The 24,601-nt window shown below is 41.9% G+C and carries 26 protein-coding genes; 10 read left to right on the top strand and 16 right to left on the bottom strand.

All coding sequences use genetic code 11. The features are described from left to right. The first annotated feature begins 167 nt into the window (after positions 1–167). Positions 168–1,397, top strand: coding sequence for a chloramphenicol efflux MFS transporter CraA (gene craA, locus AC4CU0_RS01820; protein WP_490742333.1), 1,230 nt, complete (start codon positions 168–170; stop codon positions 1,395–1,397). A gap of 85 nt (positions 1,398–1,482) precedes the next feature. Here craA and AC4CU0_RS01825 read toward each other — a convergent pair whose 3' ends face one another. From AC4CU0_RS01825 to AC4CU0_RS01850, 6 genes are all read right to left on the bottom strand, one after another. Next, entirely contained in the window at positions 1,483–1,776 is a 294-nt protein-coding gene (locus AC4CU0_RS01825; protein WP_490742334.1) for a DUF3817 domain-containing protein, read from the bottom strand. 142 nt (positions 1,777–1,918) lie between these two features. Further along, a complete protein-coding gene (locus AC4CU0_RS01830; RefSeq protein WP_490742335.1) occupies positions 1,919–2,488 on the bottom strand; it encodes a hypothetical protein in 570 nt (189 codons plus the stop codon). 15 nt (positions 2,489–2,503) lie between these two features. Continuing rightward, a complete protein-coding gene (yccS, locus tag AC4CU0_RS01835) occupies positions 2,504–4,654 on the bottom strand; it encodes a YccS family putative transporter (protein ID WP_490742336.1) in 2,151 nt (716 codons plus the stop codon). 124 nt (positions 4,655–4,778) lie between these two features. Next, positions 4,779–5,327, bottom strand: a complete 549-nt coding sequence (sodC, locus tag AC4CU0_RS01840; RefSeq protein ID WP_490742337.1) for a superoxide dismutase [Cu-Zn] SodC — start codon at positions 5,325–5,327, stop codon at positions 4,779–4,781. A 116-nt stretch (positions 5,328–5,443) separates the two neighbouring features. Next, positions 5,444–6,565 (bottom strand): AI-2E family transporter, encoded by a 1,122-nt coding sequence (locus tag AC4CU0_RS01845; protein WP_490743447.1) that lies wholly within the window; start codon positions 6,563–6,565, stop codon positions 5,444–5,446. A gap of 150 nt (positions 6,566–6,715) precedes the next feature. After that, positions 6,716–7,360, bottom strand: coding sequence for a ParA family protein (locus AC4CU0_RS01850; protein ID WP_490742338.1), 645 nt, complete (start codon positions 7,358–7,360; stop codon positions 6,716–6,718). A gap of 132 nt (positions 7,361–7,492) precedes the next feature. Between AC4CU0_RS01850 and AC4CU0_RS01855 the strand changes: the two genes are divergently transcribed. After that, positions 7,493–7,963, top strand: coding sequence for a Holliday junction resolvase-like protein (locus tag AC4CU0_RS01855; protein ID WP_078192492.1), 471 nt, complete (start codon positions 7,493–7,495; stop codon positions 7,961–7,963). Positions 7,964–8,018: 55 nt separating this feature from the next. Further along, positions 8,019–8,612 (top strand): hypothetical protein, encoded by a 594-nt coding sequence (locus tag AC4CU0_RS01860; protein WP_490742339.1) that lies wholly within the window; start codon positions 8,019–8,021, stop codon positions 8,610–8,612. Positions 8,613–8,659: 47 nt separating this feature from the next. On the opposite strand, the gene AC4CU0_RS01865 is transcribed toward AC4CU0_RS01860, so the two are convergent. Then, positions 8,660–9,286, bottom strand: coding sequence for a class I SAM-dependent methyltransferase (locus AC4CU0_RS01865; RefSeq protein WP_168378146.1), 627 nt, complete (start codon positions 9,284–9,286; stop codon positions 8,660–8,662). A gap of 304 nt (positions 9,287–9,590) precedes the next feature. Between AC4CU0_RS01865 and AC4CU0_RS01870 the strand changes: the two genes are divergently transcribed. Together AC4CU0_RS01870 and AC4CU0_RS01875 are read left to right on the top strand one after the other, a co-directional pair. Continuing rightward, complete coding sequence (locus AC4CU0_RS01870; RefSeq protein WP_078189325.1) at positions 9,591–10,151, top strand: hypothetical protein; 561 nt, start codon at positions 9,591–9,593, stop codon at positions 10,149–10,151. A 72-nt stretch (positions 10,152–10,223) separates the two neighbouring features. Next, entirely contained in the window at positions 10,224–10,655 is a 432-nt protein-coding gene (locus AC4CU0_RS01875; protein WP_490742340.1) for a protease inhibitor I42 family protein, read from the top strand. Positions 10,656–10,742: 87 nt separating this feature from the next. On the opposite strand, the gene AC4CU0_RS01880 is transcribed toward AC4CU0_RS01875, so the two are convergent. Further along, complete coding sequence (locus tag AC4CU0_RS01880; protein WP_078192490.1) at positions 10,743–11,075, bottom strand: HopJ type III effector protein; 333 nt, start codon at positions 11,073–11,075, stop codon at positions 10,743–10,745. A gap of 168 nt (positions 11,076–11,243) precedes the next feature. On the opposite strand from AC4CU0_RS01880, the gene crcB reads away from it, so the two are divergent. Then, entirely contained in the window at positions 11,244–11,627 is a 384-nt protein-coding gene (gene crcB / locus AC4CU0_RS01885) for a fluoride efflux transporter CrcB (protein WP_078189322.1), read from the top strand. A gap of 120 nt (positions 11,628–11,747) precedes the next feature. On the opposite strand, the gene AC4CU0_RS01890 is transcribed toward crcB, so the two are convergent. Both AC4CU0_RS01890 and AC4CU0_RS01895 read right to left on the bottom strand, forming a co-directional pair. After that, a complete protein-coding gene (locus tag AC4CU0_RS01890) occupies positions 11,748–12,002 on the bottom strand; it encodes a type B 50S ribosomal protein L31 (protein WP_078189321.1) in 255 nt (84 codons plus the stop codon). A 104-nt stretch (positions 12,003–12,106) separates the two neighbouring features. After that, the gene (locus AC4CU0_RS01895) at positions 12,107–13,405 is read right to left on the bottom strand and encodes an ABC1 kinase family protein (RefSeq protein ID WP_490742341.1); all 1,299 of its coding nucleotides are present in this window, start codon (positions 13,403–13,405) and stop codon (positions 12,107–12,109) included. A 201-nt stretch (positions 13,406–13,606) separates the two neighbouring features. Between AC4CU0_RS01895 and AC4CU0_RS01900 the strand changes: the two genes are divergently transcribed. Continuing rightward, the gene (locus tag AC4CU0_RS01900; RefSeq protein ID WP_078189319.1) at positions 13,607–13,819 is read left to right on the top strand and encodes a DUF1737 domain-containing protein; all 213 of its coding nucleotides are present in this window, start codon (positions 13,607–13,609) and stop codon (positions 13,817–13,819) included. A gap of 361 nt (positions 13,820–14,180) precedes the next feature. On the opposite strand, the gene AC4CU0_RS01905 is transcribed toward AC4CU0_RS01900, so the two are convergent. The 3 genes from AC4CU0_RS01905 to AC4CU0_RS01915 form a co-directional block, all read right to left on the bottom strand. Then, the gene (locus AC4CU0_RS01905; protein WP_490742342.1) at positions 14,181–14,606 is read right to left on the bottom strand and encodes a hypothetical protein; all 426 of its coding nucleotides are present in this window, start codon (positions 14,604–14,606) and stop codon (positions 14,181–14,183) included. A gap of 124 nt (positions 14,607–14,730) precedes the next feature. Then, on the bottom strand, positions 14,731–16,089 hold the full coding sequence (locus AC4CU0_RS01910; protein WP_490742343.1) for an MATE family efflux transporter: 1,359 nt from the start codon (positions 16,087–16,089) through the stop codon (positions 14,731–14,733). 41 nt (positions 16,090–16,130) lie between these two features. Beyond that, positions 16,131–16,589 (bottom strand): DMT family transporter, encoded by a 459-nt coding sequence (locus AC4CU0_RS01915; protein ID WP_180093033.1) that lies wholly within the window; start codon positions 16,587–16,589, stop codon positions 16,131–16,133. Positions 16,590–16,714: 125 nt separating this feature from the next. Between AC4CU0_RS01915 and hemW the strand changes: the two genes are divergently transcribed. Together hemW and AC4CU0_RS01925 are read left to right on the top strand one after the other, a co-directional pair. Then, positions 16,715–17,869, top strand: coding sequence for a radical SAM family heme chaperone HemW (gene hemW / locus AC4CU0_RS01920; protein ID WP_490742344.1), 1,155 nt, complete (start codon positions 16,715–16,717; stop codon positions 17,867–17,869). 133 nt (positions 17,870–18,002) lie between these two features. Further along, on the top strand, positions 18,003–18,410 hold the full coding sequence (locus AC4CU0_RS01925; protein ID WP_111884191.1) for a hypothetical protein: 408 nt from the start codon (positions 18,003–18,005) through the stop codon (positions 18,408–18,410). A gap of 42 nt (positions 18,411–18,452) precedes the next feature. Here AC4CU0_RS01925 and AC4CU0_RS01930 read toward each other — a convergent pair whose 3' ends face one another. Then, positions 18,453–18,755 (bottom strand): hypothetical protein, encoded by a 303-nt coding sequence (locus tag AC4CU0_RS01930; protein WP_490742345.1) that lies wholly within the window; start codon positions 18,753–18,755, stop codon positions 18,453–18,455. A gap of 317 nt (positions 18,756–19,072) precedes the next feature. After that, on the bottom strand, positions 19,073–20,896 hold the full coding sequence (locus AC4CU0_RS01935; protein WP_078192481.1) for an acyl-CoA dehydrogenase C-terminal domain-containing protein: 1,824 nt from the start codon (positions 20,894–20,896) through the stop codon (positions 19,073–19,075). 230 nt (positions 20,897–21,126) lie between these two features. Between AC4CU0_RS01935 and AC4CU0_RS01940 the strand changes: the two genes are divergently transcribed. After that, a complete protein-coding gene (locus AC4CU0_RS01940) occupies positions 21,127–23,637 on the top strand; it encodes a hypothetical protein (RefSeq protein ID WP_490742346.1) in 2,511 nt (836 codons plus the stop codon). Between the two features lie 86 nt (positions 23,638–23,723). Here the strand turns inward: AC4CU0_RS01940 and aroE are convergent, their stop codons facing one another. Beyond that, entirely contained in the window at positions 23,724–24,512 is a 789-nt protein-coding gene (gene aroE / locus AC4CU0_RS01945) for a shikimate dehydrogenase (protein WP_490742347.1), read from the bottom strand. Between the last annotated feature and the right edge of the window lie 89 nt (positions 24,513–24,601).

Raw genomic sequence — 24,601 nt, forward strand, 5'->3', positions numbered from 1 at the left:
AGTTCATTTTATCTCTATCTAGCGTCTTGTGAATACGACGCACATATGGCGGATACGCCGCAAATTCATTTTTAAAATTAATATTACAGTGCTCGTCATTGGGCAGAAGTGTCTCTCCCTATTCGTCATTTCAAGCTCGACAGCACATATTTGATATGTAGATAACAATGCAAAACGTACAAACCACAAAATTAAGTCGTGCCACCTTAATGTTTCCCTTGGCACTGGTTTTATTTGAATTTTCTGTCTATATCGGAAACGACTTAGTCCAACCCGCCATGCTTGCGATTACCCAAGAGTTTGGCGTGAGTAGTGCATGGGCACCCTCGTCGATGTCATTTTACTTATTGGGAGGTGCTTGTGTCGCTGCAATATTAGGGCCATTGTCAGACCGATTAGGCCGTAAAAAAGTCCTATTGGGTGGTGTAGCGTTCTTTAGCTTATGCTGTTTAGCGATATTGCTCACGCATAATGTCGAAAGCTTTTTAACTTTGCGTTTTTTACAAGGTTTTGGTTTATCGGTTATTTCTGCTGTGGGCTATGCTGCTGTACAGGAAACTTTTGAAGAGCGAGATGCCATCAAAGTCATGGCGATCATGGCGAATATTTCACTACTGGCGCCACTGATCGGACCCGTCCTCGGTGCCTTTATGATTGATCACGTGTCATGGCATTGGGGCTTTATAGGAATTGCATTTCTATCTTTTTTGAGTTGGTTTGGTTTAAAAGCCAAGATGCCGACACAGCACATCAGCATTCCAAAGCAACCGGTGGGCTATATCATTGATGACTTTAAACAGGTGCTAAAAAACAAACGCTTTTTGGCGTTGACATTGGGCCTACCGATGGTAGCTATGCCACTGATGCTATGGATTGCGCTATCTCCGGTCATATTGGTGGAGCAGCTAGGACTGAGTAGCATGCAATACGGCATGGCACAGTTTCCTGTTTTGGGCGGTCTGATCCTCGGTAATATTGTCCTGATTAAAATCATCGACAAACTGCCTCTAGGTCAGTCTGTGATGATCGGGCTACCGCTGATGTTACTCGGAACGAGCCTCGTGGTGATTGGGACGATGACTGAAAGTTATTTTCTGACATTGCTCATTCTTGGTATGAGTTTGGTCAGTTTTGGTGAAGGGATTAGCTTTTCTGTGCTCTATCGATTTGCCTTAATGTCGTCTGAAATGTCGAAGGGCACAGTGGCTGCGGCAGTGTCTGTGATCATGATGCTGACGTTCTTTGCCGTGATCGAAATCGTGCGCGTGCTGTATGAAAACTTTGGCCTTTGGGCCTATAGTTTGGCAGGATTTACCCTCATTATCTTGTGGTTCAGCCTACCACGCTTGGTGGTGCGAGATATTATGCGACAGCGTAAATTGATGGGTGAATTTTAAATTCGAGTTCATGCCATCATAGAAAAAGCCCAATGCTGTGTAGAACAACATTGGGCTTTTTTATTTGCTCTATACCGTCTTAATTTTATGTTGCAGGTTGTTCTGCATTTTTTAATTTGCGATCGAAAATAAACGGGCCAAAAGGCAAAATCGATGCAATTAAGCCCATTAGAAATACGCTAAGCGACCATTTTTTCTTTTCACAGACCACAAATAGCACCACCAAGAAGGCAATAAACAAGACGCCATGTCCCATACCGACGTATTTGACCAATATTGGATTATCCATCAGGTACTTCATTGGCATAGCAATGAACAACAATAATAAAAAGGAGATGCCTTCGAGTAGGCCCACAAAGCGTAAGGTCTTGATATTCATGCGAAGTCTAAATTCAAAGTGATTTCAGCCTTGAGTCTACCTGAAAGCACTGCAGGAACGAAGCATTCCCGTTGAAATAATTGATCCGCATATTGAATCTAAGTTGATGTTTTTAAGGTTAATTCTGAGTCGTCTGCTCGGATTAATTTTCTAGATCCGCTAAGGCATCCTCAATTGAACCCTGATCAAATTCATAGTTACAGCCGAATAAAATCATCGGGCTTTTTCCGGTCATTTCAGACAGGCTTAGTTTGTGATTGATCGCATGCAGATCATCCGTTTCAGCTTCCGTACGTAGGATTTTTTCACCACGGAAAAACGGCATATTGGCAAACATTGGATGCTGCTCAATGCCATACTTTTGGGCAAGTTTTTTCACATCGGCTTGGCGATAGATTGCGAATACTGCATTGGAAGACAGGCCAATTTCTTGGGTCGGCATGCCAAAAAACTCTACAGCCTGCTTATTTTTATAGATATAAATAAACGGTTGATGTGGGTCATCATGGCGTTTCCAACCCAATTGCCCTAGAACCTTTTCATAATCGAGCAAAGTGTCATGATAAGTGTCGTAATCGGCCTGACATTCCAAAATACGCTTCAAATCTTGTGCTGTCGGTGCTGCAAATACAGAAGATGCAGCTAAACATGAGGTCGCCACAATCGTGGGTAATATGAGGCGCCTAAAACCTAAACTAAGCATTTTCATCATGAGTCTCGAATGATTTTATTTAATTTCCGCCTGAATCAGCTGTGTTCGAAGCTGAATCAGTTCGGCTAATGTTTCTAATAATAAACTGATCTGCTTGAGCACCAGTTGCAGGTGATTAGACCGCATTTCTTCAGTGCTGAGTGTTTGAATTTCGGAAAGTTTTTGCTGAATTTTCTCAGAGTTAAGCGGTTTTTGCTGAATTAAGACGTCGTCCAATGTGCTTTGACACCATTGCAGCAGTTCAAGGACTTGTTGGTCTTGTACCTGTTCACGGTGGCTCCCCAGTGCAGAAATATAACTGAGCTGACTATGGCTATAAACCAAATAGCGAAAAGCATGTTGAATCAAAGTTTGGTTGGGTTCAGGCTCGGTACTTAAACTTGAAATCATGCTCGACAGTTCAGTCTGAGCATTATGGGCTGAACGACGGGCACGCCGATAAGCAATGCTATTGGTTTTCCCATGGAGATATTGCTCAACCACGGCATCAAAATAATGCAGGGTCGCAGCAGAGCTTTTTTGAATGGTCTTGGAAATATTGCGAAAGTCCCAATCTGGCCAGATGACATTGACTGCGAACCATGCAATAAAACAGCCGAGTAGGGTATCAACGATACGCGGTAAAATGACCGCATAACCTGCGCCTTTCAAATTAAAAATCAGCAAGACCATTAAGGTTGCCATGAGGGTCGCCATGGCATATTTTTTGGCACTCAGATAGAAAAAGCACACGCCAAAAATAATCGTCAGTAGCAATTGACCTTCGACACTCGGCACAAAATACAAAATAGGAATGCCAAGTAAGACCCCTAATATGGTTCCCAATGTCCGCATTTTTAAACGACTTTTGGTCGCAAAATAACGCATCTGACAGACAAATAAACTGGTCAATAAAATCCAGTAGCCATTTTTGGCAAACGGCAAGAGGGAAATGGCATAGCCCATAGCAAAGACAAAGGCGATGCGAACGGCATGGCGAAATAAGGCAGACTCAGGACTCAAATGCTGTTTCAGTTTGAGCCATAAATCATGCCAGCCGTGAATGTCGTCGTCGAGTAAATTGAGGTTGTCGATATGCTGCTGATAGGCCTGTTGCTGTAAATTATCTAAATCCTGCACATGCGAAAAACGTTCTTGCACACTGTCCAAATTACTCAAGATCAGCTGTAGATTTTTCACTTCTATATTTTGCGGATTATTGGCCATCCACTCCTGCAAAGAGGCATGCAAATGTGCCAGTGCTTGCGCAGTAATGGGATCAGGCTGATAGGGCTGCCGATGCAAAATACAGTAGGCCAACTGTTGGCAAGCCTGCGCCTGTAATCGAATATTTTTTTGAAAACGAAAAATTAAATCGGTACGGCTAAAATTTTGATGAATTTGTTCGTAGTGTAAATAATTCGCACTGGCCTGTTCGTGAATATCTTGTGCCAAGAAATATAAATTCAGCCAGTAGATGGTGTTTTTATTTGCTCTTGAGGCTTTTAAACGGGTGAGTAAAGAAGCTTTGGTCGTGTTTAAACTTGGGATGACATCACTGTTTTTGAGTGATAATTCATACAGTAAATGTTCCACATTGTTGACATTATCTGGGTCAAATAAGCGTGCTTTTGCATTCAGTACTTCGGCGATTTGTAAAAAACAACGCGAAAGATTGTCCTGTACAGGTAGGGTAGGTTTAATCAGGTAAAAGAGAATCGAGGTCAGGCCATACCATAAGGTCCCTAGAACAAAGCAGCTAGGTTGAAAATACCAGGTGTCATATTCACCCAAGCCAAACATGGTATAAATCGACAGTAAAATCGTGCCAAAAGATATCGTGGCATAGCGTTGGCCCAAAGCCCCCAATAAAATAAATCCTGCACTGGACAGTGAAAGATACAAGATAAACAGCAGCTTATAGGGATAGAGAAAATCTAAAATACTACTGACACTAAAGAAGAGTACGCAGACATAGAGCAAATTACGCAGTCGGATGCTGAGTCGGTCATCAAAGTCGGTGAGTGCAGTGGCAATCGCACCTAAGGTGACGGGCACAATAAAACTATGAAAACCGAGAAAATATAATCCGAGCGTGGTGCCACTCAAAACAATACAAATTTGCAGGCAATACATAATGATTGCACTGGATTGAAACTGTTGAAACCAAGAGAGTCGCGTGTTCACAGAGTTATGAAGTATTCGAATGATTTTGTAAATTAGACTGAGCTTTTTTCTGTGAACTGTCAATTTTTATTCAATAGAAAAGCGGACTTAAAGTCCGCTTATTCAAATCTATGTGTAAGGTTGATTATTGAATCACACCACAGGCAATACGGTCACCGCCACCGCCTAGAGGTTTAGGGTCGTCAGAGTAATTATCACCACCAGCATGGACCATGATGGCTAAGCCTTGTACATCCGCCAATTTCAAGCGTGGTGCAATTAAATTCACTTTTGCTGTACCATCCGTTTGAACTTGAAGGATCGGTAAGTCACCCAAGTGACCTGTTAGCGGCGTACCGTGGTTAGGTGCAGCTTTAGGGTTAAAGTGACCACCTGCAGCAAGAGCAGCACCCGCTTTTCCATCTTTTTCAGCTGGGGCACAAGAGCCTTTTTCATGAATATGAAAACCGTGTGGACCCGGAGGAAGCTGGGTTAAATTGGTATGAATAACCAAGCCAGCAGGGCTATCAACCAAGTTAATTTGACCGATGCTTTGACCAATACCTTGAGCAGTCACGGCATTGACCGTCACGGTTTTTGCATTCAGACCTGTTGAAGTCGAGGTACTCGCACAGCCTGTAAACATCAGGGCACTGACCGCAGCAAGCGCACCGAATTTAAATAGTGAAGACATGTTTGGCATCCTGTCTGTTTTTATGGAATTTCAACCATTGAAACAGATGCGGATACAGGATGACAGATAATTTAAGTATTTGATTGTAATATTTGTTTAATGAATTCAAGCCTGAATTAAGGTTGTTCAGGCTTATCATCCATATTGTCTAAGTCATGTGCCAATGTTGCTTTGGGCATCATGACGGCTTCAATTTGGGTTTCATGCAACCATTCACGCCAAATGGCTAACAATACAGCTAAGATCACTGGCCCGATAAATAAACCAACAAGACCGAAACTGGCGATCCCACCCAAAACACCAAACATGATTAATAAGAATGGAATCTGGGTTGCCCCTGAAATCACTAAAGGACGAATCACGTTATCGGCTGTACTCACCACACAAACACCCCAAGCCATGACGCCAATAGCTTCAATGGTTTGACCTTGTGAAAATAACCACAACGACACAGCAGTATATGAAATCGGTGGGCCAAACGGAATCAGTGCCAACATGAAGGTAATGATGGTTAATAACATCGGGTTAGGCACATCGGCGACAAAATAGCTGAGACCGGCAAGTAAAGCTTGGGCAATGGCGGTAAGACCGATGCCATACACGACGGCACGTGTGGTATCCGAAATAGTGGCAAGATAATGATGAATACGTGGCCCGATCACCATTTCGAGGGCTTTACTGACCTGACTTAAAATAGTTTGACCATCACGATAGAAGAAAAATAAAGACATCACGGCAAAACATAGCTTAAAGATATTTTTACTGACTTCGCCGACCAAAACTTTACCGTAGTTCAAATGCCCCTGAATCCAAATTTGTACTGATTGAATAATACTGTTTGGGTCATTGTTCAGCTCATGTAGGGTACGACTGACTTCTTTACCAATAAACGGCAGTTGGCGAATAAAATCAGGCACATTGACATGACCAGAGAAAACTTGCTTTTGTAATTCAAAATACAAGTTACGGCCTTCATGTTGTAGCAAGAAGATCGCAAAAATCACCGGCAGACCCACCACGAGCACCACCAGTAAGATCATCAGCGCCGCACTTAGATTTGCACGATTGCCACAAAAACGATGCACCGATTGATACAGTGGCCAAGTCATATAAGCAATAATCGCTGCCCAAACAACGGGCACAATAAAGTATTTGAGTACGCTAAAGCTCAAAAAAATCAGGATAAAAAATAATCCGAACAATAAGACTTTTTGTAATGTAGGTGCGAACGTTGGCAATGCGTGCTCTGATTTTTTCATCATGTTGTGTTCAATCTTAACCGAAAAAAAAGCTCCCGAAAACGAGAGCTTGTTAACTTATGGTGAATATCTTTCAGGCTAGATCCTTGCAAGATTGGCCTTTATATCAGCAAAATGTGGAATGATGGGTTAAAACCACTCGGCTTCGTCTTCAATAATGGCATTGAGCACAGGTTGCCATTGTTGTTGCATACCGATGTACAATTTTTGCGTTTTATCAAAAACCGAAAGACCTTGCATGGCAAGTTGACCATAAGCGGTACGTTCAGAAATCCAAGCAACGGGCTGTTGTTCAACTTTATTGAAAAAATCTTGAATTTCTTTGGAATGAGCAGAATTGGGTTTGACACGATTGGCTAGCAATAGGATTTGGACTTTACCTTTACGAATCCGTTTAATTTCTTGCAAATGCTTTAAAAAACGACGGGTCGAGTCGATGTCGAAGAAAGACGGTTGTAGCGGGGTAATGATGGCATGAGCTTCACTGACCAACTGATCTGCATGTTCACCCGATAACGCACCCGGTGCATCGATAATCAGATATTCAATCCCTTTTGGCACATCACCAATCGACTTTTCATGACGCCAATCTAGGCTCTGAATTGGGGCGGCAGTCTCTGGGCGCTGTTTGAGCCATTGACGTGCAGACTTTTGATTGTCAGCATCTGCCAAGGCCACTTTATAACCTTTTTGCGCAAGTGCAGAGGCTAAACTGATTGCTGTGATGGTTTTGCCACAACCACCTTTTTGATTGGCAATTAATATCGTTTTCATCGACCTAAATAGATTTTATTCTGCTCATCCCTAGCATATCATTGTTTAATGCGGGGAATATGACAAAGAACCAAAGTCTAAGTTTTTTCTATAGGTTTCGCTGTAATATATTAAAAAGATTAGGAATTTTAAATGTCTGTCTGGATGGCCATGCTCATTGGCGCGTGTATTGGGATTGTACTGACCACCTTAATTTTAAGTGGCAGTCGCAATGGAAGGATAAAGGCAGAATACGAGCAATATATTGCAGAACTAGAATTGGAACATCAGCAGGCCTTGGCCCATGCACAAAAACGCAGTGTAAATACCAGTCGTGCTGTTTTAAAAGGCAAAATGGCCGAACAAATGGCGCCGATCATGCCTGAATTTCAGTATTTACCTAGCGATGCAAAGTTTCTCGGTGACCCGATCGATTATGTGGTTTTTGATGGCTATACCGACTTTCGTGATGGTGATGGACTCGCTGAAGACATCGAAGTGGTGCTGATTGATATTAAAAGTGGTGGCGCACGTTTGACCAAAGGGCAACAAGCGATTGCTCAAGCCATTGCCGAAGGGCGAGTACGTTTTGAAACCATCCGAATTGATTTTGAGCATATTTAAGCTCGCGTGACTCAGCCTCAGAACCGTCGAAAAGTAATAAGGACAGAATATCCACATGGAAAAACTCTTAGCGACTGCAGCCGTTTTTGCGCTCATGCTGTGGATATGGTCTGAATATTTTCGTGCCATTCCACATTTAGAGCAGACTGGTGTGCTGAAAAATTTTCAGGTCACAGCGACTCAGGCATTTTCCGGTGAATATTTGCTGTTGGATAAACGCTACTACAGTGCCAGTAGTCGTACATTACATCCGGCCGCACCGACCGTGGTGGGTGGCTTTCAAGACTTGGTGTATGTCAGCAATATTGATTTGCTACTGGGTTCAGGCGCAAATGATTTCCAGTCTTTAAAATATCATCTTGAATGGTCGCAGCAGAACCGCTGTTTTAACGTACAAGCGAAAAATGTACCCTCGACACAAGTTGAACAGCTCAAGTCTGAATTGCAAAATGTCAGTGTGATTGCTCAATCCGAAGACGTTGCAAATCGTATTCGTCGTTTAAAATCAGGGGATCGTGTGGAGATTTTGGGTGCATGGGTGGATGTACATTCCATCAAAACAGGGAAGTCGTATAACACCTATAATGTGTTGAATAAAAAGCCCTGTCATATCCTAAAAATTAATGCCATTCGATTAATCAAAGACTAGGTACTTTTATCTAGATTTGATTTTGCTTAAACATGGCCTTGGACGCTTTAACTCAACTTCCGTGCGCGGGCGAGCAACATGCGCTGACCAATTTTTGGAATGCCTTCTGCATCAAAATACTGCGTTTCAAAACATTCAAACTGGGCATCTTCAAGCAACTTTTGCATATGACGATCCAGATGACAGCCATCCGCGACTTTCTTTTGAATGGGCGTGAGTAGATGCTGTAATTGCTTAATTTTCCGATTTTCATTGTGTTGTACATGTTCCACTAAATGAAATGTCCCTGTTGGTTTAAGGACACGGTAGATTTCTTCAAGCGCAGTTTCAATATCGGCAATGCTGCATAAGGTCCATGTACTCACGACATGATCTAGACTTTCATCTGCAAAGGGTAATTTTTCAGCACCGGCTAAAATATGCTGTACCTCAAACGGCGCCGCATGTACACGTTCAGCAGCTAAATGAAAAATATCAGGATTGGGCTCAAGGGCAAAAACCGTATCGACATTTTGATAAAAGGCTAAATTCAAACCTGTACCAAAGCCAATTTCGAGTACTTCACCAGACACGGCTAACAGGAGTTCGCGTCGTTTATCCATCAGGCTCGGTACTTGCATGACTTGATTTAAAAGATGCGGAAAAATGTGTTGTTGATAAAATTTATAAATCATAGCGGGTATTGTTGTTGGCTTTTTTTAAAGTGTAAATCATGTCTTTTTAATTTTAAATCATGTGGTAGGGCGTGGATATGGGCCAATTGACTGAATAACAGCATTTTGTTACCAAGTTCATAAGGTTTATGCAGACTGTGTGCGTAATATAGAGTTACAACTAGTGAAAACGACATTCATCAGGCTCAACCTACGCGATTTTAAGCTCATGTTCAGGTTGGGGCATTATGAATAGATGAAGTCGGCTCAATTGCAGAATTAAAATTGAGTAATGTGAAGTATTACAGGGTAAGAGGATAACGCGATGATCAAGCGAATTGCATTAAGTACTGTGCTTGCAGGCTTTTTATTGAATGTCGGTGTCCAAGCGTCTTCAGATTATAATATTGCCAAAGGCTTAGCACCTGCTGCCAAAGGCCAGTCGATTTCTACCTTGAAAGAATTTAAAGGTGATTTCCGAATTTTAGGTTCTAAAACCTATCAAACAGATGAACAAGCAAAATTTTCTCCGATCGATTATGCAGTCAGTTGGGGCTTATTTGCAGAGCCAGAAATTGCTCGGACGATTTCAGTCAATCAATATGACCGTTTCTTAAATTGGAAAATGGATCGTGTTCCTGTACCGCAAAAGCAAGCCATGATGATGGTGTCGAATATGCACATCATTCCTGCAAACCCGCAAATTGCTAAACAAATTACTCAAGTAAAACGTGGCGATCTTGTGCGTTTAAAAGGGGATTTGGTTGAGGTGAAAGACAAAGATTTGGTTTGGACTTCATCTTTGACCCCAACAGATACGGGTGATGGGGCTTGTGAAGTTTTTCGTGTAAGTTCGATTCAGTGGATTGAAAAAGTCAAAGGCTAAACTTCGATTACATCGAGATCGTATTGAAATCGGTGTGCATTAGATTCAAGGTAAAATAATTTGATGATGAAAATGACGATAAAGAAACAGCTTATTTTGAGTCTAATGTTGGCGAGTGGTTTGGCGCTTGGTGGATGTACCAGTATGAGTTCAACTGTAGATGGGAAAACCCATGTATTTACTGAACAGCAAAGTTGTCCGACCTTGCTTGAGATGGATCGTGGACAAACTTTAGAAGTACTGTTAAACGAAAATCCAAGTACTGGTTATGTATGGTCTTTGGCTGAGCAACCGAAACTTTTTAAAGTTGAAGAAGTGTTTCAATCAGCTCAACAACAACAAGCTGCTGCTGCAGATGCGACACCAGTGCTTGGTGCCGGTGGTCAAAAAACTTATCGTTTTACCGCAACGACTGCGGGTGAAGAATTACTACATTTGAAGCATGCACGAGCTTGGGAAAAAACCGCGATGGCTGAATGGACTTGTAGAGTACGAGTGTCTTGATTTGAACTGATGATCAACAATAAAAAAGCCAGTATTTTACTGGCTTTTTTATTGCAGACGAACTGATTTAGAACTTCTGCCTAGGCATTATTTCGCGCTGAGCGCTTGACCGTCAAATTGAATACCTTCCCAACCATTTTGCATAAATTGGCGAATGTTTTGGTGGTCAGTTGCGTCTGGTGTCGCCAAAACAGCAGCATAATGTTCAGCAAAAAGACTTAAGGTTTCAGCTTGGTTTAGACCATTCAATTGGGCAAAAGAAAATACTTTGGCACTGCCTTGGTTTTCAGTCGCTGCATTGGCTTGTTTGCCATTGGTAAAAGCAGTTGGTGTGTGGTTATAACGCGCTTCAATAAATGCAATCACATCTGAAAATTTCGCAGTCCCTGCTTGAAGTTGATCTAATAATTCCTGAGCCATAATGTCCTCTTTCAATAAAAAATACCGCAAAGTGTTGCAGACTATAGCAAGCTTTGGCCCAAACATTTAACACTATTTGCGTAAATTAAATGCGTGTATATTGAAGGGCGACCTTAGGCAGTCTGTTGCCTAAATTGTAGATACCAATGATGTTGAAGTAGGATAACTATGAACTGGCTTTTGGTCGCATGTGGCGGCGCAATTGGAGCAACACTTCGCTATGCAGCAGGACTGTTATTGGCCAAGCCAACAGTACTCTTTCCATGGGCTACATGGTGGGTGAATATTTTAGGTTGCTTTTGTGCAGGTGTGTTCTTTGCATTTAGCCAAAAATATCCCGTTCTACAAAATGAAGCACGCTTATTGCTTATGGTCGGGATCTTAGGTGGCTTTACCACCTTTTCCAGTTTCGGCTTAGAAACCTTTCAACTGCTCAGACAAGGGCAAAGTGGGCTGGCATTCAGTTATGCCATTTCTAGTGTGGTAATTGGTGTCATCGTATTGGGGCTGGGATATTACTTATTTCAGTCGATTTTAAAAATAGATGTTTAAAACAACGCTTGAAAACCACAAAATTTCAGACATAAAAAAAGAAGCTCAGGCTGGAGGAGGGGAACCCTGAACTTCTTCAATGCTTTAATTTTAAAAGCAAAAACTTAATCGAAACTGAACTTATTGTGAGCGTTTGAAACGCGCAAAGCGTTTATTAAAGTTCGCAATACGTCCTTCGTTATTCACTTGACGTTGTTCACCTGTATAAAAAGGATGTGATGCACTTGAAATATCGAGTGTCACATAGGGATAAGTTTTGCCTTCAAACTCTTTGGTTTGATTGGTGCTTAAGGTACTACCAATCACAAAAAAGGCATTGGCATTGGTGTCATGAAAGAGCACTTCACGGTATTCGGGATGGATGTTGGCACGCATTCTTCTGTTCCTTAAATTTATTGATTAAAGAAATGTTATAACATAACAATATAAAATGCAAATATTGCCCGAAATTCATCAGGCAATCAGCGCGTCATGTTCAATTAAGCGCTAGGTGGGACCAATTCATCAAAGAGATCATTGAGAGTGTCATTCACTTTCAAATGAATCAAATTCCAATAATGCCCTGAAACAGTCCGGTTCACCATCAGGGTGTCTGGCGACGGTTTAAACACATCCCAGTATTTAAGAGATGGCTTAATTAATTCTACCCCGTCATGGTGCGCTGAATTTTCAGCAAAGTCGTATTGTGTGGTCAGCGGACGCATCAGTACTTCAAGCCATTGCTCATACAACTCTGTAGGGAATTTACCGAGTTCATTGAGGGAATGTAGGGCATCGAGTTGCTGTTCCATCAGTGGAATATCGTGCTTGCGTGCAGCATTGATCAATTGCTTAAAGTGCGACACGATTTCAGGAGATAGGGTTTTCACACCGCCGTAGTCATATACGATGACTGAACCATCTTCACGAAAGGCGAAGTTGCCCGGATGCGGGTCACAGTGGAAACGTTTAAGGAAGAAAATTTCACGGCCTATAGCACGGAATAAGCGTCTTCCCAAGGCATTTCGGGTTTCTTGTGACCACGTACTGGCAGTTTCTATACTGTCGCCAAGCTCTAGACTTAGAGTCAAAATATGACGTGAAGAATAATCTTTATAGACCTGTGGAATAATGATTTTGTCATCCAGCGCACTATGAAAAGCACGGGCCACATCTAAGTTTTGCGCTTCAATTTCATAGTTCAGTTCGTTGTCCAAACTGTCCTGAATTTCACGAAATAGCTTGTCTTGTAACTTCCGATCAATTTTTAATACGCCCATCAGACGAAGTGCAAGGCGAACTTGTTTTAAGTCACTTTCACAGGCTTCTTCGACACCCGGATATTGCACTTTCACCACCACCTGCTGACCATTAGGTAACACGGCTTTATGCACCTGCCCAATGGATGCAGCGGCAAAAGGTTGTTCTTCAAAACTTTTAAAAATTTGCGCGAGGGGTTTGCCGAGTTCTTGTTCTACTTGAGCCTTAATTTCAGCAAAGGGCATGGCTGGCGCTTGGCGTTGTAATTTACTGATGGCCTTTGCGACTTCAGGTGGAAAAATGTCTTTGTACTGCGAGGCAATTTGTCCGACTTTCATCACCGCACCTTTCATTTCACCCAAAGTGTCTGCAATTTGCAGACCGATGTCCTGAAAAAGTTTACTGCGAGATGCATTTTTCTGTTCTTCATCGGCAGTGATATTGCGGATGGAATTGGAAACGGTTTTAGTAGCAATGCTTGCCGTCATACTGGCAAGTTTCATAAAGCGACGACCCGGTGTGCTAGCCGTTTTTGCCATGTGATGTTCCTCAAGATCATCATTTATTATCTAATACCGATCATAGGCGACAAAACACAAACTGCCTACTTTAAATTGTTAAGACTTTATTTCTATTGATAAAATGATGGGCAAAAATGTAAATACTGAAAATAATTCAGGCAAATTTAAGCCACGTGCTGAATGGTTTAAAATATCGCGTCGCTAGAAGAGAACTGAACGATGAAAGTGTATCGCTATTTAACCGGTAAAGATGATGTCAATTTCTGTGCCCGTGTGACCAAAGCTTTAAATGAAGGCTATGAATTGTATGGATCACCGACCATGAGTTTTAATGGGACAGATGTGATTGTCGGGCAGGCGATCGTGAAAGACGTAGAGGACGACAGCCAAGTGCCACAAGGTTTAAAAAATGCCATCGAGGCGCTTAATTAGTTGGTTTTGGTGCTTTGCTTGCTTCACTGATGTTATGCCTGTAAAAGTATTTACGCATTTAAAAAAAGATTTTCAATTCTATTCGGTAGAGTCTTTCATCCAGGGATTGAATAAAGGGATTAGCCTTCAGCTGGAGGTACTCTTACGAAACGTTGTTTCTCATTCGGCAAAATGAGAAGCGTGCTTAGCAAGGAAACCATCTTGCGGTGCAATGCACCTCACCGACAAAACTCGTTCGCTAGCGTCTAAATATTTAAAGTATCGCAAAAACACTTTTGATTAGAACTAGTCCTGTCTCAAACAATTGCAGATGACATTTTCGTGTATCGTTCTTTTTTGAATCAAACTGAAGCAACTGATGTTACTCCGTAACATCAGTTGCTTCAGTTTTTTCCAGTTCTAAATGTGGACTGAGATATTTGCTGCATTGATTATGGTGTAAATTTTCATTCAAGGTGATAAGGTTTTGCGTCACGATAAAATCCTGATCATCCGCAGAGGCAAACTTTTGATTGGCCTTGATGAAGTCCTGATAGGTATACGCCATACCAGATTGCTGACAACTTAATTTTAAACGTGCGGTATATGAGTCTGCTTGTTGTTCATGATAAAAGCGAAAGGCTGTCCAAAGTGCTTGATTGATGTAATCAAATTCAGGTTGTGATTGAACTTTGATGGGTGCGTAATATAAAGGAAATTCATGTCGGTTGATCGTTTGTTCAGCTTGTAGTGACATGGAAAAGCCTAAGCTCAGACAGAGACTCATCGAGCGAAATACATGGGACATGTTTATTTTCCTCTTCTTCGTGCTTTTTATTTATGGCGTTGCTATGCAGCGTGTTAATTTGCATTAATCTGCTGCATAGCCTAGCCGTCTTTTTTAAGTAACTTTTTAGATGATTTTTTAGGGCTTATCCCGCATGTGCTAAACGTTTATTCATCATAAATAAACGTGTAAGTAGCAGTATACATGCGACAGTCAGACCCACAATCAGGCCAATCCAAACGCCTGCAGCACCAGTCGTAGTGAAGCGTGCAAGATAGATCCCGACAGGGAAGGCAATGATCCAATACGCGATCATAGTGATCCACATCGGTCCTTTGGTGTCTTGCATACCGCGTAAGCACCCTGCGGCACTGACTTGCCATGCATCCATTAATTGATAGGCAATAGCGAACAAGACCAAATATACTGCAAGCTGAGTCACATCATAGTCATTGGTATACAGTGACACAATTTCATTACGTAAAAGCCAAAGCAGCAACATGGTAATCAGGGCAAATACCGTCCCTGTCAACATACCGACTTTTTGGACTTTTCGCATCGCTAGCCAGTTCTTCTCCCCATAATAGGTACCGACCCGAATGGTCAGCGCAATCGCTAGTGACATGGGAATCATAAACAATTGCGAGGTAATCGAAATGGCGACTTGATGCGCGGCAATGGTGACTTCGCCTAAAGGACTCAAAACAATAGCGGCTGTACTAAAAATACTGACTTCAAAGAAAATGGCTAAGCCAATAGGAAAGCCGAGTTTTAAAATACGTTTGATCCATTCACTGTTCATTTTTTCAAAAGCAGCGAAAGGTTGGGTTTTTTGATATGCCGATCCTTTGAAAACGTATATCGCCAAAGCAAAGAACATTAACCATTGCAAAATCGCGGTGGCAAATCCACATCCAGCAGAACCCAGTTCAGGGACTGGGCCTAAACCATACATAAAAATAAAGTTCAGTGGAATTAACACCAATAAGGCCAGCAGACTCAGCACAGTGACTGGACGTGGATGCCCCAATGCTTCTGAGTAACCACGTAAAGCTGCGTACATGGTGACAGCAGGCATACCTAAACTAATGGCGTGTAAGAATAAGCTCGCCTTCGGAAGTAATACTTCAGGGACACCCAATAACGGTAAAAGCAGCGGCATAGCTTGTAAGACTAATGCAGCAATGATCCCTAAAAATAATGCGACCCATAAGGACTGACGGGCAATGGTGGCAATTTTCTCAGGTGTGCGTGCACCATTGGCTTCGGCCACCAATGGGGTGGTGGCAATCATAATGCCGCTGAACAGCAGCATGACTGGTATCCATAAGCCGACCCCGACCGCAATGGCTGCAAGGTCATTGGCGGACATGTGTCCAGCCATGATGGTATCAATGAGACCAAATCCCGCTTGCGCAAACTGCGTGATCAATATCGGGATCATTAAATGAAACAGTTGTTTTAATTCATACTTGCTGCTTGTTACAGCCGTGACAGTAGACACAGAATGTACTCATTTCTTGTGAGGTGCTTAGGAATGAGGTCTTAGCGTTGGAAAGTGAGAAGCACACCAATAAAAATCACCACGCCACCCAATAAGCGTTGCCAGTTAATCGGGGTTTTTTCAGTGCCGAGCAAGCCAAAATGGTCAAATACCATCGACATTAAGATCTGTCCAAAAATAATCAGACCGGAGAGGGATAAAAAACCCAGTTTCGGTGCGGTATAAATACTGATACTGATGGCATAAACACCCAAACATCCCCCCAGCCATAAATACCAAGGGATTTGAGCAAAACTTGCAAAGTCCGGTTTTTCGACCGATTGAAAAAACACCATAAAGGCGAGGACTATTGTACCAACCAAAAAAGAAAAAAGGGCAGCTTGCAGCGGTGAATATAAATATTCACGCAATTGGCTGTTGATCGCTGTCTGAATGGTCATGGCGATACCAACACCCATCGCGAGCGGCAGTAAGTACAATAAATGGCTGCTTATTTTCATCTTCTAATCATCTAATTCTTCTTTAATTTTATTAGTCTACTGTATTGTGGATGAGTTTTCATAAGCGCTCTGATGCAGTCATGTTAAAATGCGCTTACTTCTTTTGTTCCTTTTGAGCATTTTCCTTGGCTGAATTAAATCCTGCAGTTGTTCCGTTATCTTTATACATTCACATGCCGTGGTGTGTGCGCAAATGTCCATACTGTGACTTTAATTCGCATGCGGTGCCGAATGGTGAATTGTCTTTAGACTTAGAACAAGAATATTTACAGGCGTTGGTTGAAGACTTTAAAACGCAAGTCGATTTTGCTCAGGGTCGCTTGATTCATAGTGTATTTATTGGTGGGGGTACACCATCGCTCATTTCATCCAAAGGCTATCAATGGTTATTTGCTCAACTCAAAGCGTTAGTGCCATTTGAAGCGGACTGTGAAATTACCTTAGAAGCCAATCCGGGCACGGTTGAGCACGATCCTTTTGCGGGTTATTTAGACGCAGGCATTAACCGACTTTCAATTGGTGTACAAAGTTTTAATCCAGAGCATTTACAAAAACTGGGTCGTATTCATTCCAATGATGATGCGATTCAAGCCATTCAGCATGCGCGAGAAGCAGGCTTTGAGCGAGTGAATGTTGATTTAATGCATGGCCTGCCTGAACAAACCATTGAGCAAGCGCTTTGGGATTTGAAATTGGCTGTTGAAAATGGCGCAACGCATGTGTCGTGGTATCAGTTGACCATTGAACCCAATACGGTTTTCTTCCGCACAAAACCAATTTTACCTGTCGATGATGTGCTTGAAGATATTCAAGAACAGGGCGAAGCCTATTTAACAGCGCAAGGCTTTATCAATTATGAAGTATCGGCATGGCGTAAAGAACAGCCGTCGGCACATAATTTAAATTATTGGCAGTTTGGCGATTATTTGGCGATTGGCGCAGGCGCACATGGTAAAGTGACCATGCCAGACGGGGTGTATCGTTTCCAAAAAACCCGATTGCCGAAAGACTATTTAGCCAAAGTACCTGCTGAACATCTTCAGTTTAAACGCATCGAAGCAGCCGACATGCCTTTTGAATTTATGATGAATGCACTTCGTTTAAATCATGGGGTGGAAGCCAAGCTATATAGCGAGCGTACAGGGGAAAGTTTAGAGCCGATTGCCGAGTTATTGAACTCATTACGTGAACGTAAATTGATGGTCAGTGATCCAACACGTTTGTCTTGTACCGAGCAGGGACATATCTTTTTAAATTCAGTATTGGAAGAATTCCTGTAATGAAAGCTATGTCAAACTTGTTTTAAAATTTGAGCCACAAGTAATTTTTCATATTTCGAATGTAATTTGCAGAATGTGTATGAAATTATTCAGTTGATAATTGAATTTACATGGCATAAAGGAACTTCAGAAAATGAAATATATTTTAACTGCGACGTTATTAACTATAGCTTTGGTGGGTTGCACCGATAAAAAAGCACCATCAGAACAAAATGTTGCAACAGAGGCAACGGCCACAACTGCACAAACAAACGATGTTGCAGTAGCTCAAGATGAGCAAGTGATTCACTTTACAGGGCCACAAGATCTAAGCCTTGAGTTAAAAACCAAAGATAATTTTGAAACCGCACAATTGACTGATAATTCTGATCGTGTGTATGAATTGAAACGAGGAGTTTCAGGAAGTGGTGTACGACTTGCCAACGACCAAGGTGTTTCAATTCACTTTAAGAACTTTAATGGTGTGAATGAAGGCACAGTTGAGTTGGTAAAAGATAAACCCATAGAGATTAAAGAATTTATTGCTGATAAAGCAAAGTAAATATTAAAAAAGACCGCATGAGCGGTCTTTTTTTAATTTAGCTTAACGATGTTTCGGTGGCATAGGCGGTAACTTATGCTGCGGAACAGGTTTGTGTTGATTGCCTTTAAAAGCTACTGCCTTATGATTTTGTTTGGCAAATTTTGCATGAGCTTGTTGATGCTCTTTTTTCACTATTTGCGGCCCAGCAGGTTTGTGATGTGTTGCTTTAGGCGGTACAGGTTTTTTATCGAAGTGTGCAGCAGGTGGCGGATTTTTATGATCGAATGCAGGCGCTGCCATTGCAGACATTGTCGCAGTTATTGCAATTAGACCAATCATTAATGAAGACATCAATTTTTTCATGGTTACGCTCTTTATGAATCAATGAAGTCATCATAGGGGGAGGCTATGTAGAAGATATGAAGTTGTATGAGATACAAATGTAAAGCTAAAATCATCGAGTGAAATTTACTTTAAGTATTTAATATTTATTAAATAAAATTATTATTTTGAAAAATACAACAATATTTCTCCATATAAAGTTCATCTTTATACATTGTTATTACCTCATGAAGAAATTAAGAATGCTGCTCATTATCGCTATAGATGAAAATTAAAAGAGAAGACAAAAAGACCGCCGAAGCGGTCTTTTTATAGAGTCATTTAACTCGGTTTAAAGCTTAGTAGTCAAAGCTAAAGTGTTCAGGAGCCAAAGAAGTCATGGTCTTCGATGGGTTAACCATTGCTTCAGCGTGACCTTGTGAGCGTGGTAATAGACGTTCAAAGTAGAAGTCAGCCACTTTGATTTTTGCTTTATAGAACTCAGGAACTTCTGCACCATTGCCTTCTGCTAATTTTTCAGAAGCTACGGCAGCTTGTTGTGCCCAGAAATAAGCCATCATCACGTAGCCAGAGAACATTAAGAAATCGACAGAAGCAGAAGATACGATGTCACGGTCTTTACGTGCTGCAAGCATGATACGAACCGTTAATGCATTCCACTGTGCGCAAAGCTTCGTTAAGTCCCACGCGAAACGACGCATGTATTTGTTACGTGCATGTTGACCACAGAACTTCAAGATTTCAGCTGTGTAGTCACGAATCACTTTACCTTTAGAGGTCAACAGAACTTTACGACCAATCAAGTCTAGTGCTTGAACACCGGTTGTGCCTTCGTAGAGAGTAGAGATACGTGAGTCACGAACAATTTGTTCCATGCCCCATTCTTTAATATAACCATGACCGCCGTATACTTGCATACCATGGTTTGCAGCTTCATAACCCATTTCGGTTAAGAAACCTTTGAGAATCGGGGTGTAGAAGCCTAAGTGGTCATCATGTGCTTCAAACGCTGCTGTATCACCGCGGGTTAAAGCATCAGTCATTTTGTCCGCAATTTGAGCTGCATAGTAAATCATTGAACGGCCGCCTTCAGCGATCGCTTTTTGAGTTAAAAGCATACGACGTACGTCTGCATGGTGAATAATCGCATCGGCTACTTTTTCAGGATCTTTTTTACCTGAAAGTGCACGCATAGACATACGTTCTTTCGCGTATGGAAGTGCGCCTTGGAATGCCAATTCAGCATGTGCAATACCTTGAATTGCTGTACCAATACGTGCAGTGTTCATGAAGGTGAACATTGCATGTAGGCCTTTGTGTTTTTCACCGATCAAGTAACCAATGGCATTGTCAAAGTTCAGCACAGCTGTTGCCGAAGCACGGATCCCCATTTTGTGTTCAATCGAACCACAAGTCACTGGGTTGCGTTCGCCCACTGAACCGTCTGCTTTCACAAGGAATTTTGGAACGATGAACAATGAAATCCCTTTAGTACCTGCAGGAGCATTTGGAAGACGAGCAAGTACGATATGCACGATGTTATCTGTTAAATCATGCTCACCCGCAGAGATGAAGATTTTTGTACCAGAAATTGCATAGCTACCGTCAGCTTGAGGTTCCGCTTTGGTTTTTACCTGACCTAAGTCGGTACCGCATTGAGGTTCAGTTAAGCACATGGTGCCTGACCAAGTTCCAGCAACAAGGTTCGGTAAATATTGGTTTTTCTGTTCTTCTGAACCAAATTGTAGAATGGTATTGATACAACCTACGCTTAGACCCGGATACATTTGGAATGACCAGTTTGCTGTACCCATCATTTCAGATTTGATGAGATTCAACGACTGTGGCAAGTTTTGACCGCCAAATTCTTCAGGGAAAGACAGACCTTGCCAGCCACCCTGTACAAATTGGTCATAGGCTTCTTTAAACCCTTTTGGTGTTTTCACATCACCATTTTCAAAATGACAGCCTTCTTCATCACCCGTTTGGTTTAAAGGTGAAAGGATGTTTTCACAAAAATCCGCTGCACCTTCTAAAATCATGTCGACAGTATCTGCATCAGCAGCTTCACCATTAGACAAAGTTTTGTAGTGTGCTGGGTAATCGAGCACTTCATTCATTAAGAAACGAATATCGTGTAAAGGCGCTTTATATGCAGGCATAGTCTTAATCCTAATATCTAAATTTTTTTGGATTATCTGTATTGATGATTTGATTATTCATAATTTCATCCAAAAAACATTGATGAATACGCCCTTAAAAAATGTCAGAAAGGCGAATTGTAATATTTAACCAACATGTGAAAAGTAAACTTCTGATAAACTGGATGTTGATCTTTTGATCATTTTTTTCTTTTAATAAATCATAAAGAACTTAGGTCTTTCGTACAATTATGCGATTAAAATATATAACACTTTGTTTACTGGGTTTGAGTATTACTGGGTGTGCTCAACATGTCATAAAAACCAATTCAACGGATCAGTCTCTCGGGCAACAAGCCACTCAAGGCTTAAACGCAATGTTTGAAAATGCCAGTTATGACATGAAAGGGCAATTTTCAATTCAGACCGATATTCAGTTCGATGAAAAAAAGCCTGAAACCAAGTCAAAACCTGCGATAAGCACACAGCCAGAGCTGGATCCTAAACTTAAAAAACAACTGGATCAGTTGATTAAAACCCAAAATATTCCGTTTAGCCAAAAAGAAAAGAAACAGCTCTATCAAGCCATTGCCAATGAATCGATCCCACCATCAGCGCGTTATAGCGATGAAGAGGATGGCGTTTCTCCGCAATCTAAAATTGCACAATCACTGCTGAATGTGTTGAATGATTTACAGTTTAGCTATAGCGGTTCAGTACATTTTAGAGAAAAACTTGCCGCCTTAACCTTACAACTGAGTTATCAAAAACCGACTTTGCAGGTCAATGCACAGTTGCCGATGATCATTGATTTTAATCAACATAAATTTTATACCAACTACTTTGCGTTCATGCCGTTTATGGTAAATCGTGAAAGCCAAAGCAGCTTGGCTTATGTGGATTTTTCAAAACATAAAGAGACGATTGCTCAGTACGATTTGAAAAAATTTGCTGACTATTTAAAACAAATGAATGCTTTGCCTTATGTCTTGGCAGAGCCGAATCAAGTGCAAAATATTGCTTTAACACGTGATGAAAAAAATGCAGGGCTGACTAAAAAAATCCGCTATGTGGGTGATCTCGATGCGCTATACACCCAGCTTGAACTTTTTGATTTTGTGAACGCCAACTATTACACCACGCAAATCAAAGGTCAGCGCAATAGTGACGCTGAGCAAGATGAATCTGTGGACGCTGCTGTGCATCTTAGTGCTTCCGAAGAGGCGATAGCTGCGGCTGAAGCGGCGGGAGGGACTGCAGTAGCGGCAGCAGTTGAGGATGAAGACGATGATGCGGCTTATGCATCTGTAGAACGTGTGAATGAGCTGCTCAATGCGAAAATGCATGGCCTGATGTATCACCAACATGAAACGGAAGAAGAACAAACGTCTTCTGCAGCTGAATCTGCTGAGTACGCGATCGATACTGCAAGTGCATATGCGGAGGCGACCGCGGGTGATGACGAAGAAACCTATAGTTCGGATACTGAAGTAACCGAAGCTTATGCGGCTTCCGAAGAAGATGACGAAACAGCGAATTTATCTGAGGAAGTCTGTCAGGCCTTGATGAACACCAAACAGGTGCCGATTGGTAAAGTCACACTGTGTCAGGATTATCAAGATGTTCGGGTGATACCGCTGCAAGCAGATTCTGTACCATCGGCTTCTGATGCGGACACATCCAATACAGATTCAGAGATTTCGGACGCTGTTGAGCAGTTAAAGCCGGTATTCCAGCAATATCAAAGTGAACAACTTATCGATGTAAAACAATTTCAGCAATTATGGCAAAAGCATCAAGCTGAAATTGCGCAGGTGCTGAATACACAGGATAAATCATCTTCGAATGTCGTGATGGATGTAGGCTTAGATCACAAAGGCCGCGTCCAAGTAATGGACTATCAATTGGCCTTTAATGAGCCACGTTTAGGTCAATTAAAGCTGAAAAGTAGCAACCAAATTTTGAATTATGGCAATGCGACTCCAATTGATCGTCAAGCCATGAAACAGGCAAAATCCATTGAGGAAGTCAGTAAAGATTCACTCTTTGAAAATATGTTGAAAGGCTTACTTGCGCCAATCACGGGTAATGATCCTCTGCTTGCTGAAGCAGAAACTGCATCGGTCGATGATGTCCGTGCTGCAAATGAAGAAATCGAACTTCCTGAATATCTCAGTACAGTGGCTTTGCAAAGTTATAAACGCCATCACTCTGAAGTGAAAGCCTATCAAGCGGCATTTGTCGTGGCATTTGCTAACTATCGCGCTCAGTATGTGCGTTATTACTCAGCCAATGATTTGAATGAAATTGCAGAAGTTTATGCATATCGATTTGTTGATGGCTTAAAAGAACCAACAGGCAATGCGCTGAAGCGTTTAAATCAATTACGTGATAAGCATGCTTTGCATCGCTATCAAGACTTTGATGACTTAGGTTCTTCGGTCAACCATTATGTACAGTCAGGAATTGGCGAGTACAAAGCTCAGGTTGAATGGAAGCAGTTGCAAAAAACCTATAAGACTGATCAGGCGATATTTGCACATTTATATCAACAAAACTTTTTAGCCAGTTATGAACTGGAAGGAACTGAAAAAGCGCATTTGGTGAAAGCATCAAAAATCTATGCGCAAGCCTTTGCTGATGATATCAAAGGAAAATTATCAGAAGCGTCATTGCAAGGCCTAGCAGCAGAACACGAAGAGTTGTTCAGCCAATCGGCTTATTATGAGACCTATAAAGCGATACAAAAACACAAGAACTAAGTTGGATCAAAAAAAGAACCTCAATTGAGGTTCTTTTTTTAGGTGTTTAGCCTGCTCAGAAAGTGAATTGAGCAAATCATTTTGAATTATAGAAAGTCTTTTAGATCAGGTTTAATGCCATTCCAAATGGAAAAAGATTCAATCGCTTGACCAACCAACATGCCAAAACCTTCTGAGGTCGGAACATGGCGTGCTTTGGCTTGATCCAAAAACGTCGACGGTTTGCCATAGGCCATTTCATAGGCGTGCGTGAATTGTAAAGCTTCAGGCAAAATTAGCGGATCACCCGTTAAGCTGGCCGATGTGGCATTAATCACCAGATCAAATTGACCTGCTAAGTCGGTGAGGGCAATGGCTGCAAGTTCTGCATTGGGGACAGCAGTTTTTAAGTCAGCGACCAATTGTTCAGCACGCGCTAAAGTCCGGTTGGCAATCACGATTTTTTTGGCCCCAGCTTGTACCAGCGGATAAATCACGCCACGTGTTGCACCCCCTGCACCAATGATCAATATATCGCTCTGTTCTAAATTCCAATCTAAGGCACGGATGGCATCAACTAGGCCTTGTCCATCGGTATTATCGCCATGGAGTGTGCCATCTTGCATCCAAAGTGTATTGACCGCACCTGCAATTTTGGCACGTTCAGTAAGCACGGCACATTGTGCATAGGCTTGTTCTTTAAATGGAACAGTGACATTCATACCGATGCCACCTTCGGCAAAGAAGGATTCGACACTGTGCTGAAAACCATCGAGTGGCGCAAGTCGTTTGCTGTACTGAATGTCGAGGCCTGTTTTTTCAGCGAAGGCATGATGAAGTTCAGGTGAGCGTGATTGTTCAATCGGGTTGCCAATCACGGCAAATTGTTTGCTCATTGCACAGCGTCCATGTAGATGTGAAAGAGCAGACAATATACGCCAAAACCGAAGATGGCTAAAGTTCGGGCAGTCTTAAAATCGTGAAA

Source organism: Acinetobacter sp. LipI_15, assembly GCF_058242865.1.

What these genes read in the sequence shown, in the direction of transcription:
- craA (WP_490742333.1), top strand. Translation starts at nt 168, where the DNA reads ATGCAAAACGTACAAACCACAAAATTAAGTCGTGCCACCTTAATGTTT.
- AC4CU0_RS01825 (WP_490742334.1), bottom strand. Translation starts at nt 1,776, where the DNA reads ATGAATATCAAGACCTTACGCTTTGTGGGCCTACTCGAAGGCATCTCC.
- AC4CU0_RS01830 (WP_490742335.1), bottom strand. Translation starts at nt 2,488, where the DNA reads ATGATGAAAATGCTTAGTTTAGGTTTTAGGCGCCTCATATTACCCACG.
- sodC (WP_490742337.1), bottom strand. Translation starts at nt 5,327, where the DNA reads ATGTCTTCACTATTTAAATTCGGTGCGCTTGCTGCGGTCAGTGCCCTG.
- AC4CU0_RS01850 (WP_490742338.1), bottom strand. Translation starts at nt 7,360, where the DNA reads ATGAAAACGATATTAATTGCCAATCAAAAAGGTGGTTGTGGCAAAACC.
- AC4CU0_RS01855 (WP_078192492.1), top strand. Translation starts at nt 7,493, where the DNA reads ATGTCTGTCTGGATGGCCATGCTCATTGGCGCGTGTATTGGGATTGTA.
- AC4CU0_RS01860 (WP_490742339.1), top strand. Translation starts at nt 8,019, where the DNA reads ATGGAAAAACTCTTAGCGACTGCAGCCGTTTTTGCGCTCATGCTGTGG.
- AC4CU0_RS01865 (WP_168378146.1), bottom strand. Translation starts at nt 9,286, where the DNA reads ATGATTTATAAATTTTATCAACAACACATTTTTCCGCATCTTTTAAAT.
- AC4CU0_RS01870 (WP_078189325.1), top strand. Translation starts at nt 9,591, where the DNA reads ATGATCAAGCGAATTGCATTAAGTACTGTGCTTGCAGGCTTTTTATTG.
- AC4CU0_RS01875 (WP_490742340.1), top strand. Translation starts at nt 10,224, where the DNA reads ATGACGATAAAGAAACAGCTTATTTTGAGTCTAATGTTGGCGAGTGGT.
- AC4CU0_RS01880 (WP_078192490.1), bottom strand. Translation starts at nt 11,075, where the DNA reads ATGGCTCAGGAATTATTAGATCAACTTCAAGCAGGGACTGCGAAATTT.
- crcB (WP_078189322.1), top strand. Translation starts at nt 11,244, where the DNA reads ATGAACTGGCTTTTGGTCGCATGTGGCGGCGCAATTGGAGCAACACTT.
- AC4CU0_RS01890 (WP_078189321.1), bottom strand. Translation starts at nt 12,002, where the DNA reads ATGCGTGCCAACATCCATCCCGAATACCGTGAAGTGCTCTTTCATGAC.
- AC4CU0_RS01895 (WP_490742341.1), bottom strand. Translation starts at nt 13,405, where the DNA reads ATGGCAAAAACGGCTAGCACACCGGGTCGTCGCTTTATGAAACTTGCC.
- AC4CU0_RS01900 (WP_078189319.1), top strand. Translation starts at nt 13,607, where the DNA reads ATGAAAGTGTATCGCTATTTAACCGGTAAAGATGATGTCAATTTCTGT.
- AC4CU0_RS01905 (WP_490742342.1), bottom strand. Translation starts at nt 14,606, where the DNA reads ATGTCCCATGTATTTCGCTCGATGAGTCTCTGTCTGAGCTTAGGCTTT.
- AC4CU0_RS01915 (WP_180093033.1), bottom strand. Translation starts at nt 16,589, where the DNA reads ATGAAAATAAGCAGCCATTTATTGTACTTACTGCCGCTCGCGATGGGT.
- AC4CU0_RS01925 (WP_111884191.1), top strand. Translation starts at nt 18,003, where the DNA reads ATGAAATATATTTTAACTGCGACGTTATTAACTATAGCTTTGGTGGGT.
- AC4CU0_RS01930 (WP_490742345.1), bottom strand. Translation starts at nt 18,755, where the DNA reads ATGAAAAAATTGATGTCTTCATTAATGATTGGTCTAATTGCAATAACT.
- AC4CU0_RS01935 (WP_078192481.1), bottom strand. Translation starts at nt 20,896, where the DNA reads ATGCCTGCATATAAAGCGCCTTTACACGATATTCGTTTCTTAATGAAT.
- AC4CU0_RS01940 (WP_490742346.1), top strand. Translation starts at nt 21,127, where the DNA reads ATGCGATTAAAATATATAACACTTTGTTTACTGGGTTTGAGTATTACT.
- aroE (WP_490742347.1), bottom strand. Translation starts at nt 24,512, where the DNA reads ATGAGCAAACAATTTGCCGTGATTGGCAACCCGATTGAACAATCACGC.